Annotated in this window: 9 protein-coding genes and 3 tRNA genes; 4 read left to right on the top strand and 8 right to left on the bottom strand. The window is 72.0% G+C overall.

All coding sequences use genetic code 11. From position 1 onward, the window contains the following. Positions 1 to 5: 5 nt before the first annotated feature. The 4 genes from rpmG to MY520_RS13185 form a co-directional block, all read right to left on the bottom strand. Positions 6 to 170 (bottom strand): 50S ribosomal protein L33, encoded by a 165-nt coding sequence (gene rpmG, locus MY520_RS13200; protein WP_436692565.1) that lies wholly within the window; start codon positions 168 to 170, stop codon positions 6 to 8. A 112-nt stretch (positions 171 to 282) separates the two neighbouring features. Then, positions 283 to 356 (bottom strand) — tRNA-Met (locus tag MY520_RS13195). A gap of 44 nt (positions 357 to 400) precedes the next feature. Next, positions 401 to 473: transfer RNA gene (locus MY520_RS13190), tRNA-Thr, on the bottom strand. Positions 474 to 543: 70 nt separating this feature from the next. Continuing rightward, positions 544 to 3,090, bottom strand: a complete 2,547-nt coding sequence (locus tag MY520_RS13185; RefSeq protein WP_436692564.1) for a putative bifunctional diguanylate cyclase/phosphodiesterase — start codon at positions 3,088 to 3,090, stop codon at positions 544 to 546. 628 nt (positions 3,091 to 3,718) lie between these two features. Here MY520_RS13185 and MY520_RS13180 point away from each other — a divergent pair. Continuing rightward, entirely contained in the window at positions 3,719 to 4,150 is a 432-nt protein-coding gene (locus MY520_RS13180) for a pilus assembly protein TadG-related protein (RefSeq protein WP_436692563.1), read from the top strand. A 53-nt stretch (positions 4,151 to 4,203) separates the two neighbouring features. Here the strand turns inward: MY520_RS13180 and MY520_RS13175 are convergent. Beyond that, positions 4,204 to 4,285 (bottom strand) — tRNA-Tyr (locus tag MY520_RS13175). A 99-nt stretch (positions 4,286 to 4,384) separates the two neighbouring features. On the opposite strand from MY520_RS13175, the gene MY520_RS13170 reads away from it, so the two are divergent. Then, positions 4,385 to 4,876 (top strand): YajQ family cyclic di-GMP-binding protein, encoded by a 492-nt coding sequence (locus tag MY520_RS13170; RefSeq protein ID WP_436692562.1) that lies wholly within the window; start codon positions 4,385 to 4,387, stop codon positions 4,874 to 4,876. 16 nt (positions 4,877 to 4,892) lie between these two features. Here MY520_RS13170 and htpX read toward each other — a convergent pair whose 3' ends face one another. Further along, a complete protein-coding gene (gene htpX / locus MY520_RS13165) occupies positions 4,893 to 5,768 on the bottom strand; it encodes a zinc metalloprotease HtpX (protein ID WP_436692561.1) in 876 nt (291 codons plus the stop codon). 204 nt (positions 5,769 to 5,972) lie between these two features. Here htpX and MY520_RS13160 point away from each other — a divergent pair, with 204 nt between their 5' ends. Both MY520_RS13160 and MY520_RS13155 read left to right on the top strand, forming a co-directional pair. Beyond that, on the top strand, positions 5,973 to 7,925 hold the full coding sequence (locus MY520_RS13160) for a 2-oxoacid:acceptor oxidoreductase subunit alpha (protein ID WP_436692560.1): 1,953 nt from the start codon (positions 5,973 to 5,975) through the stop codon (positions 7,923 to 7,925). Further along, a complete protein-coding gene (locus MY520_RS13155) occupies positions 7,922 to 9,031 on the top strand; it encodes a 2-oxoacid:ferredoxin oxidoreductase subunit beta (RefSeq protein ID WP_436692559.1) in 1,110 nt (369 codons plus the stop codon). Before MY520_RS13160 ends, MY520_RS13155 begins: the two co-directional genes overlap by 4 nt. An 83-nt stretch (positions 9,032 to 9,114) precedes the next feature. On the opposite strand, the gene MY520_RS13150 is transcribed toward MY520_RS13155, so the two are convergent. Together MY520_RS13150 and MY520_RS13145 are read right to left on the bottom strand one after the other, a co-directional pair. Continuing rightward, positions 9,115 to 9,453 (bottom strand): hypothetical protein, encoded by a 339-nt coding sequence (locus MY520_RS13150; RefSeq protein WP_436692558.1) that lies wholly within the window; start codon positions 9,451 to 9,453, stop codon positions 9,115 to 9,117. A gap of 290 nt (positions 9,454 to 9,743) precedes the next feature. Further along, complete coding sequence (locus MY520_RS13145; protein ID WP_436692557.1) at positions 9,744 to 10,958, bottom strand: PQQ-dependent sugar dehydrogenase; 1,215 nt, start codon at positions 10,956 to 10,958, stop codon at positions 9,744 to 9,746. Between the last annotated feature and the right edge of the window lie 18 nt (positions 10,959 to 10,976).

The raw sequence follows: 10,976 nt of genomic DNA, 5'->3' as shown, positions 1-10,976 counted from the left end.
CTGGGTCAGCGGGTCTCGCGGTGGACGGTGTGGCGGCGGTCCTTGGGGCAGTACTTCTTCAGCTCGAGCCGGTCGGGGTCGTTGCGCCGGTTCTTGCGGGTGATGTAGTTGCGGTTCTTGCACTCCTGGCACGCCAGGGTGATCTTCGGACGGACGTCGGTGGCTGCCATGGAGGCTCCTCGCCTTGTCGGAACGGGCCTGCCGGACCCGGTGCGCGCGGACGGGTGCCCGCGCGGTGGTGCAACACGCCGACGGACCCCGAGGTGCGGGGTCCGTCGAGAGTAGCGGTGACCGGATTTGAACCGGTGACACAGCGATTATGAGCCGCTTGCTCTGCCTGGCTGAGCTACACCGCCGGGAGACCGTGCGGCCCGGTCTCGCGACAGGACCGGTCGGTCGGAGCCCCTTTACGGAATCGAACCGTAGACCTTCTCCTTACCATGGAGACGCTCTGCCGACTGAGCTAAAGGGGCGGTGGCCGGAGCCGTCGAGAACTGTACCCGACGCCGTCGGCCGTCCGTCGCCGGGGTTTCCGGCGCGCCGTCAGGTGCGGACGAACAGCCGCCGGTGCGGCGCACCCGGAGCCGCCGAGCGGACGCCGGTGCGGGCCAGGATCCAGCTCTCCAGCCGCTCGTCGGGCAGCGGCCGGCTGACCAGGAAGCCCTGCAGCTTGTCGCAGCCCATCTCGGCCAGCAGGTTGCGGGTCAGCTCGTCCTCGACGCCCTCGGCGACGACCCGCAGGCCCAGGTTGTGCGCCAGCTCGATGATCGACCGGGCGATGAACGACTCGCCCTGGCTGGTGGACATCCCCAGCACGAAGGACTTGTCGATCTTCACCTCGTCGATCGGCAGCTGGCGCAGCTGGGACAGCGACGAGTAGCCGGTGCCGAAGTCGTCCATCGACAGCCGCAGGCCCAGGGCGTGCAGGTCGGCCAGGACGGTGCTGCTGCGCACCGAGTCGTCGACGACGCTGCCCTCGGTGAGCTCCAGCGTCAGCAGCTCCCCCGGGACCCCGTGCCGCCGCAGCGCGCGCCGCACCCGATCGACGAGGTCCGGCTCGGCCAGGCAGCGCGCGGACAGGTTGACCGCCACCGACAGGGCGATGTCCTGGTCCAGCCACTTGCGGCAGCGGGCCAGCGCCAGGTCGAGCACGTGGTCGGTGAGCAGCCCGATCCGGCCGATCTGCTCGGCCAGGTGGATGAAGTCGTCCGGCGCGATCGCGCCGTACCGCGGGTGCGCCCAGCGGACCAGCGTCTCGACCGACACGATGTCGGAGGACCGCGCGTCGATGATCGGCTGGAAGACGACGCTGATCTGGCCCTCGGCCATCGCCTGCTCGAGCTCGGTGCCCAGCTGCAGCCGGCGCAGGCTCTGCTGGTCGAGCACCGGGTGGTAGCTCGCCACGCCGCTGGAGCCGGACCCGGCCAGCAGCGCGACGTCGGCCCGCTGCATGAGCGTGCCGGCGTCGGTGCCGTGGACCGGGGCCGCGGCCACGCCGATGGACAGCGTCACCTCGAGGTCCAGGCCGGCCACCCGCGCCCGCGTGGAGGTGGCCTCCCGCAGCCGCCGGGCGGCCCGCTCGGTGGCGGCGAGGGACAGCCCGGGCAGCAGGACGGCGAACTGCTCACCCTCCATGCGGGCCACGAGGGCCTGCGGGGGCGCGTGCTCCCGGAGCAGGCCGGCGGTGACCAGCAGCAGCTCGTCGCTGGCCGCGTGCCCGAGGGTGTCGGTGACCTCGGTGCAGTTGTCCAGGGCGGCGAGGATCAGCCCGGCGCGGCCGGCCACCGGGTCGGCGGCGAGCAGCTGGTCGATCTCCACCGCGAGGCGCTGCCGGTTGGGCAGCCCGGTGAGCCGGTCGTGGTCGGCGTCGTAGCGGATCTGGGTGAGCAGCTGCTGCTGCCGGATCGCCGCGTTGACGTGGGTCAGCATCGAGTCCAGCGCGGCGCGGTCGCCGTCGACGAAGGAGACGACGTCGCTGCGCCGGTCGCAGATCTCCAGGTAACCCGGCTCCCCGGCCGCGGTGGCCACGGGAGCGGCGAGCAGGTCCTCGGCGCCGCGGCGGGCGAGGGCGGCGGCCTCGGCGTCGGTCGCCCGCGCCAGGGAGACGAGGACGGGGCCGTCCACCGAGCCGTCGGTGGCCCGCCGGCGGATGAGGTCGTCGGGGTCGCTCGGGCCGTCGTACCAGCTGCGGCCGTCCTCGGTCGCGACGACCAGGCGCGGCCCCTCGTCCAGGTAGGGCGGCAGCCACAGCGCCACGCGCTCGGCGTTGAGCAGTTCCTTGACCGCCTCGACGATCAGCCGGGTGCCGTCCTCGTCGGAGCTGACCTGCTCCACCCGCCGGGCGAACTCGTAGACCCGCTCCAGCCGCTCGCTCTCCCGGGCCACCCGGGCGAAGCGCTGGTACAGCAGCGCCAGGGCCACGAGCACCGGCAGGAGCAGCAGCCAGGCCCACGCGGTCCGGTCGACCAGCAGCGAGGCGACCAGGCCGATGACCACCGAGAGCGGGTAGACGACCAGCACGGGGACGAACAGCCGGGCCAGCATCACCCGGCCCGGGTTGCCCTGGGTGATGGCGATGGCCGCGATGACGATGAGCGTGCCGACGGCGGTGGCCGTGGCGACCGCGAGGATGTAGCAGAGCCAGGTGAGCGGGTCGGTGAGCGGACCGACCGGCAGGTTGTCCAGGACCAGGACCACGACGCCGACCTGGATGACGGTCGCCGCGACGTTGGTGAGGGTCTTGGAGATGGCGATCGGGTCGCGGACGCTGATCACCCAGATCGCGGCCGCCCACGCGACCGCCGTCCAGGTGCCGCCCATCTCGACGAGGGCGACGACCAGCACGACCTCACCGACGGAGCAGGTGAAGGTGTGCGAGCGCACCTCGACGGCCAGCGTCAGCCGTTCGGCGACGAGGAAGGCGGCGAAGAACGCCGGCACCACCCACAGGTCCACCGGCGCGGTGGCCGTGCCCAGCAGGTAGACGACGAACGGCAGCGCCAGAGCGATGCTGCCGAACGCCACCACGGACGGTTGGCGGAACGCCGACCACCGCGCGGGCGCGCTCGGATCGAGTTCGGCCACGGTCACCCGTTCCCAGCGAAGAAGTGAGGGAGAAGTGCGGCCGAGAGGCTAACAGCGCCAGTCGGGTTGCAGGCGGCTCCGGTTCGAGCGTGCACCCCGAAAGGGGCAGCCGGCAAACGGGCCGGCCACCCTTCGTCAGAGGCCGGTCAGCTGTTCCAGCGGGTCCCGCGGTTCCACCGGGTGCCACGGTTCCACCGGGTGCCACGGTTCCAGCGGGTGCCACGGTCGGACGTGTTCGTGCGCATGACGCCTCCTCAGGCATGAAGGACTGCTCCAAGAGCGCGGCAGTCACCCAGGCGCGGGGGCAGAGCGTCGTTCGGTACGGACCGCGCCGGGAAGATTGCTGCCCGTCACCCGATCGGGACAAGCACGGAAGATCACGACGGGGTGACGCCTCGCTATGTCGTCACTGTCCGTGGTCGAAAATGGCACTGTGTCACCCGAACGCATGACACGAGGGGGCGGTGGGACGGCTGGTGCCGGCGGGGTCTCGCGTGTCGTGCCGTCGGCGTGTCGGGGGCGGTCCACAGGGGCGGCCGCGGCGGACCGGGGGCGTCCCCCGACCGTCCACACGCGTCCACAGCGGCGTCCACAGGCCGTGGAGAGATCGAGGACGCCCCCTACGCTGCCCCGCGTGCGACAGACCGGGGACGCCGCCGAGCGTGGCTCGACACTGCCGCTGGTCCTCGTGTGCTGGCTGGTCGCGGCGCTCATGGCGTTCGGCGCGATCGCGGCCTCGGACGCCTTCCTCGAGCAGCAGGAGGTGCAGTCGGTGTGCGACGGGGCGGCCCTCGCGGCCGCGAACGCGACCGACGAGGCGGCGCTCTACGCGACGGGGGTCGGGGCGACGCTGCCGCTCACCCGGGCCAGCACGCAGGCCGCCGTCGCCGACCAGCTCGCCGACGGCGGCGGCGGGCTCGACGCGTGGTCGACGGACACCGACGGGGCGGAGGTCACGGTGACGTGCACGCGCAGCGTGCAGATCGCCTTCGGCTGGCTGTTCCTCGGCGGGGAGCCGCTCGAGCGGACCGCCGTCGCGAGCGCCCGGGCCCCCACGGCCCCCTGAGACAGCACAGGGCCCCCGACCTCAGCGGAGGTCGGGGGCCCTGGTCGTACCCGTGGCGGGTGAAGGATTCGAACCTTCGTAGGCTAAGCCGACGGATTTACAGTCCGCTCCCATTGGCCACTCGGGCAACCCGCCGTGGTGGTACCCGGGAAGCGTACAAGACGACGTCGCCCGGCCTCGCCGGTGTCCCACCGGGGCTCCGGACGGCGCGCGGCGGACCGAGAGGAGCACCCGATGGCCGACGCATCGTTCGACGTGGTGAGCAAGGTCGACCGCCAGGAGGTCGACAACGCCCTCAACCAGGCGGCCAAGGAGCTCTCCCAGCGCTTCGACTTCCGCGGCACCAACGCCACGATCGCCTGGGCCGGCGAGGAGGGCGTGACTCTCAGCGCCGACACCGAGGAGCGGGTCGCCGCCGCGCTCGACGTCTTCAAGGAGAAGCTGATCAAGCGTGGCATCTCGCTCAAGTCGTTGGACGCCGACGAGCCACAGTCCTCGGGGCGGTCCTACAAGATCTCCGCGCGGATCAAGCAGGGCATCGAGTCGGACAAGGCCAAGCAGATCGCCAAGATCATCCGTGACGAGGGGCCCAAGGGCGTCCAGGCCCAGATCCAGGGTGACCAGCTGCGGGTCAGCGGGAAGAAGCGCGACGACCTGCAGGCGGTCCAGCAGCTGCTGCGCGGCAAGGACCTCGACGTCGCCCTGCAGTTCGACAACTACCGCTGACGAAGGCCCCGCCCTCTCAGCGCTGGTCGGGCTCCCGGGCCATCTGCTCCAGCCGGGCGATCCGCTGAGCCATCGGCGGGTGGGTGGTGAACAGCGACGCGAGCCCCTGACCGCGGAACGGGTTGGCGATCATCAGGTGGCTCTGGGTCACCAGCCGGTCCTCCTGCGGCAGAGGCCGGGCGGTGGCGCCGCGCTCGATCTTGCGCAGCGCCGCGGCCAGCGCGAGTGGGTCGTGCGAGAGCGCGGCCCCCGAGGCGTCGGCCTGGTACTCGCGGCTGCGGCTGACCGCCATCCGCACCACCCCCGCCGCGACCGGGCCCAGGAAGACCAGCAGCAGGCTGCCGAGGGCGTTGCCGCCGCCCCGCTCGTCGGACCGGCCGCCGAACAGCGAGGCGAACATCGCCATGTGCGCGAGATAGGTGACCACCGTCGCCATCGCGCCGGCGACCGAGCTGATGAGGATGTCGCGGTTGTAGACGTGCGACAGCTCGTGGGCGAGGACGCCGCGCAGCTCCCGGCGGTCGAGCAGTTCCAGGATGCCCTGGGTGACGCAGACGGCCGCCCTGCGCGGGTTGCGGCCGGTGGCGAACGCGTTGGGCTGGTCGGTCGGGCTCACGTAGAGCCGGGGCATCGGCTGCCGGGCCCCGGTGGCCAGCTCCCGGACCATCGCGTAGAGCGCCGGGGCCTGCGTCTCGGTCACCGGGAAGGCACGCATCGCCCGCAGGGCGAGCGTGTCGCTGTTGACGTACGCGTAGCCGTTGACCGCGAGGGCGACGACGAGTGCGATCAAGAGTCCGCCCCGTCCGCCGATCAGCGCGCCGGCGGCGAGGATCAGCGCCCCCATGAGACCGAGGAGGACCGCGGTCTTCAGCCCGTTGCTCCAGCGCTGCACGCCCGGGTCAACGGCGGCCCCGGGGGCGCCGTTCCCCTGAGGGCCGGCCCGGCGGCTGCGAGCACGGTCACGGAATGCGGCCGATGCCGGTCCGGTTGCACCGTGGCGGTGCCGGGAACCCCGGACGTTCTGCACTTGTGACCCCCGTCACGGGAACCGTGACGGGTGAGCCACGTAATCTCGGCCGGTGGAGGTACACCACTGATGACTGCGACCAACACGCCCGTCACCGCCGACGCCGGCGAGGGCTCCGCGCCCTTCGTCAAGAGCGTCGTCGAGCTGGACCGGGTGGTTATCCGGCTGGCCGGTGACTCCGGTGACGGGATGCAGCTGACCGGGAACCGGTTCACCAGCGAGACGGCGTCCTTCGGGAACGACCTGTCCACGCTGCCGAACTTCCCGGCCGAGATCCGGGCGCCGACGGGGACCCTGCCCGGGGTGTCGTCGTTCCAGCTGCACTTCGCCGACCACGACATCATGACCCCCGGCGACGCCCCGGACGTGCTGGTGGCGATGAACCCGGCGGCGCTGAAGGCGAACCTGTCCGACCTACCCGGCGGCGGGCTGCTGATCGTGGACTCCGACGAGTTCACCCCCCGCAACCTGGCGAAGGTCGGCTACGCCACCAACCCGCTCGAGGACGGGTCGCTGGAAGGCTGGCAGACCGTGGCCGTGCCGCTGACCTCGATGACCCTGGACGCGCTGGCCGACTCCGGGCTGGGCAAGAAGGAGGCCGAGCGGAGCAAGAACATGTTCACCCTCGGCCTGCTGTCCTGGATGTACCACCGGCCCACCGAGGGCACGGTGCGGTTCCTGGAGCGGCAGTTCCGCCGCAAGCCCGAGATCGCCGCGGCCAACATCGCCGCCTTCCGGGCCGGCTACAACTACGGCGAGACCACCGAGGCGTTCGCCGTCTCCTACGAGATCAAGCCCGCCCCGATGGCGCCGGGCCGGTACCGCAACATCTCCGGCAACCAGGCGCTGGCGCTGGGCATCGTGGCGGCCGGGCAGCGGTCCGGGCTGCCGGTGTTCCTCGGCGCCTATCCGATCACCCCCGCCTCCGACATCCTGCACGAGCTGTCCAAGCACAAGTCCTTCGGTGTGCGGACCTTCCAGGCCGAGGACGAGATCGCCGGGGTGGCGTCGGCGATCGGCGCGTCCTTCGGCGGTGCGCTGGGCGTGACCACCACCTCCGGTCCCGGCATCTCGCTGAAGAGCGAGGCGATCGGGCTGGCGGTGATGACCGAGCTGCCGCTGCTGGTCATCGACGTGCAGCGCGGCGGCCCGTCGACCGGGCTGCCGACCAAGACCGAGCAGTCGGATCTGCTGCAGGCCATGTTCGGCCGCAACGGCGAGGCGCCGCTGCCGGTGATCGCCCCGCGCTCGCCGGGGGACTGCTTCGACGCCGCGCTGGAGGCCGCCCGGATCGCGCTGGCCTACCGGACGCCGGTGATCCTGCTGTCCGACGGCTATCTGGCCAACGGCGCCGAGCCCTGGCCGATCCCCGACGTCGACGACCTGCCCGACCTGACGCCGGCGGTCGGCTTCGCCACCGAGCCCAACGGCGCCGACGGCGAGTTCCTGCCCTACCTGCGCGACGAGGACACGCTGGCCCGGCCGTGGGCGATCCCCGGCACCGCCGGCATGCAGCACCGCATCGGCGGCCTGGAGAAGGCCGACAAGACCGGCAACATCTCCTACGACCCGGTCAACCACGACCTGATGACCCGGCTGCGCCAGGCCAAGGTCGACGGGATCGCGGCCACGCTGCCGCCCACCGAGGTCGACGACCCCGACGGCGACGCGACCGTGGCGGTGATCGGCTGGGGCTCCACCTACGGGCCGATCGGCGCGGCCTGCCGGCGGATCCGCCGCTCGGGGCGGTCGGTCGCGCAGTTGCACCTGCGGCACCTCAACCCGCTGCCCGCCGATCTGGGCGAGCTGCTGGCCCGCTACGAGCGGGTGGTCTGCCCGGAGATGAACCTCGGTCAGCTCGCGCTGCTGCTGCGCGCCAAGTACCTGATCGACGTCCAGTCCCACACCCAGGTCCGCGGGCTGCCCTTCCGCGCCGCCGAACTGGCCGCGGTGCTGCAGGACGTCATCGACTCCACCAGCGGCGCCCCCCTCGCCGCCGACCCCATCGGAGGGGCGGAATGACCACCACCGACCACGTGCACGACCTCGGCATGCCCGACGCACCCGGAGGCCCGATCGCCGACGCCATCTCCGCGTCGGTCGCCACCCAGGGCGACAAGCAGACGGCGCTCAAGGCCAAGGACATGAAGACCGACCAGGAGGTGCGCTGGTGCCCCGGCTGCGGGGACTACGTGATCCTCAACGCCGTGCAGAGCTTCCTGCCCTCCCTCGGCATCGCCCGCGAGGACATGGTCATCGTCTCCGGGATCGGCTGCTCCTCCCGGTTCCCGTACTACATGAACACCTACGGGATGCACTCCATCCACGGCCGCGCCCCGGCGATCGCCACCGGCCTGGCCGCCTCCCGCCCGGACCTGTCGGTGTGGGTGGTCACCGGCGACGGCGACGCGCTGTCCATCGGCGGCAACCACCTCATCCACACCCTGCGCCGCAACGTGAACCTGACCATCCTGCTGTTCAACAACCGGATCTACGGGCTCACCAAGGGCCAGTACTCCCCCACCAGCGAGGTCGGCAAGGTCACCAAGTCCACCCCGATGGGCTCCCTGGACCACCCGTTCAACCCGGTCTCCCTGGCGCTGGGCGCCGACGCCACCTTCGTCGGGCGGGCGATGGACTCCGACCGCAAGGGGCTGACCGACGTGCTGCGGCAGGCCGCCGAACACCAGGGCACCGCGCTGGTGGAGATCTACCAGAACTGCAACATCTTCAACGACGGCGCCTTCGACCTGCTCAAGGACCCGGCCACCGGACCGCAGTGGACCATCCCGCTCGAGCACGGCCGGCCGCTGGTGTTCGGCCCGGACGGCGCCTCCTGCGTGGTCCGCGACCCGTTCGGCGGGCTGGCCATCGCCGAGACCACCCAGACCGACGAGGCCGACATCGTCGTCCACGACGCCCACCGCGCCGACCCCTCCTACGCCTTCGCGCTGTCCCGGCTGTCCTCCCAGGACCTCCGCTACACCCCGATGGGCGTCTTCCGGGCCGTGCAGAAGCCCACCTACGACCGGATGATGGCCGATCAGCTCGACCAGGCCACCGCCACCACCCCGGCCGACCTCGACGCCATCCTCACCGGCAGCGACACCTGGACCGTCAGCGCCTGACAGACACCAGAGAAGGGGCGCCCGGACCACCAGGTCCGGGCGCCCCTTCTCGTGTCGGAGGTCAGTCCCTCAGAGCCGTTGGCTCAGTGGGGGTCGTCGTGGTCCTTGTCGTCGTGGTGGTGGTCACCGTCGCGGTCACCGTTCTCCTCGTCCACGACCTCGACGTCACGCCGGGTCTCCGAGTCGAGTTCGTCGCCGTCCTCGTTGATCTCCACCGTCACGTCGACCCTGTCGCCCTCCCGGGCCCTGTCCTCTTCCTTGGCCAGCCGGACGGTGATCCAGTGGGCGCGGCCGTCGCAGTTGAGATCGGCGTCGTCCGCCTCGTAGCGGAGGTCCTCGTGCCTGTTCACGGCCGTCACGTCGGCCGTGACGCTGTTCCTGTCGTCTTCCTCGCACTTGTACTCGAAGCTGACCTCGAGCACGCGGCCGCGATCGTCCAGCTCGGCCTCGTCGTCGATCCGGAGGACCTTGGCCCAGGCATCGTCGTGCCCGTGGCGGTCGGGATGCCCGTCATCGGCCCAGGCGGGCGACAGGCCGGTGAGAACCAGCGCCGTGGCGGCGGGGACGACGACGAGAAGACGTGAGCGGTGCATGGTTTTCCCCTTGTCACTCGGCCGCGGGATGCGACCGTGGAACCTGACCCGGCGACCCTGTCGAACCTGTGAGTTCGGTCACAACCCGCTGGGAGAAAACCTCGGCCGCCGGTAGCGGGTCAGGAGCGCGGCGTCACCCGCAGTAGCTGATCCTCACCACCCCCGTTGTCGGTGGTCACGTAGAGTGCGCCGTCACCCCCTTGCTGCACCGTGCGGATGCGGCCGTACGACCCCTCCAGCTCGGGCAACCGGAACTGCTCGAGCAGCCGCCCGTCGTCGGCGATGAGCAGCGCCAGCACGCCACGGTCCTTGAGGACGCCGACCAGCAGCAGCCCCTCGTAGCCCTGCCACTGGTCCCCGTCGAGGAAGGTGGCCCCGCAGGTCGCGATCGTGGGGTCCCCGGAGGCCCAGGTGGCCGGCAGGACGTCGGGCAGCGCCGGGTCGGTCATCGGCACGCTCTCGTCGTAGCTGCCGCGGCCGTCCGGGTCGTAGCCTCCGTTGCCGCCGGCGCGCAGCAGCGTCACCTCGTCGTCCCGGTCGGTGCCCTGCTCAGCGGCGTAGACCTGGCCGCTGCCGGGCCGGACCGCCAACCCCTGCACGTTGCGCTGCCCGTACGTCCAGACGTACGCCGCCGCGCCGCCGCGGCCGGCGAACGGGTTGTCCGGCGCCGGGGCGCCGGTGGCCGCGTCGATCCGCAGCACCTTGCCGGCGAGGGTGCCGAGGTCCTGCGGGTTGGTCCCGACGGCGTTGTCGCCGGTGCCCACCAGCAGCGCGCCCGTCGGGTCGAAGCGCAGGCGGCACCCGCCGTGCCGGCCGGACCGCTCGTTGACCGGGATGCCGCCCAGCAGCGGGTCGGCGACCCGGGTCGCGCTGCGCCAGGCCGGGTCGACGGTCCAGGCGACGACCGCGATCGACCGCTCGCCGCCGTCCTCCTGGCCCTGGCAGGTGTAGAAGCGCCGGCTCCGGTCGAACGCGGGGTCGAGCACCAGCCCCATGAGGCCGGTCTCCCCGTCGGCGAACAGGTCGTCGAAGTCGGCCGCCACCTCCTGCACCGCGCCGTCCGGCAGCACCGCGGTGAGGCCGCCCCCGCGCTCGTCGACGAGCAGGGTGCCGTCGGGCGCCTGGGCGACGTCCCAGGGGTGGTCCAGCCCGTCGACGACCACCGCGACGTCGAGCGCCGGCGACGTCGGCGCCGACGTGGGTGAGCCGGACGGGCTGGCCGGTGGGAGTGACGAGGCGGCGGTCGGCGTGCCCGGGCCAGCGGGTTCCGCCGTCCCGCTGCAGGCGGCGAGCAGCAGGACAGCGGCAACCAGGCAGGTCAGGCGGCTGGACACCCGCACAGGATGCCCCGG

The organism is Geodermatophilus sp. CPCC 205506 (assembly GCF_051383635.1).
Lineage (GTDB): Bacteria > Actinomycetota > Actinomycetes > Mycobacteriales > Geodermatophilaceae > Geodermatophilus.
This window is presented reverse-complemented; position numbering and strand designations above follow the sequence as displayed.

Excerpts from the sequence above, each read along its gene's own strand:
- MY520_RS13170 (WP_436692562.1), top strand. The coding sequence starts at position 4,385 with ATGGCCGACGCATCGTTCGACGTGGTGAGCAAGGTCGACCGCCAGGAG.
- rpmG (WP_436692565.1), bottom strand. The coding sequence starts at position 170 with ATGGCAGCCACCGACGTCCGTCCGAAGATCACCCTGGCGTGCCAGGAG.
- MY520_RS13155 (WP_436692559.1), top strand. The coding sequence starts at position 7,922 with ATGACCACCACCGACCACGTGCACGACCTCGGCATGCCCGACGCACCC.
- MY520_RS13160 (WP_436692560.1), top strand. The coding sequence starts at position 5,973 with ATGACTGCGACCAACACGCCCGTCACCGCCGACGCCGGCGAGGGCTCC.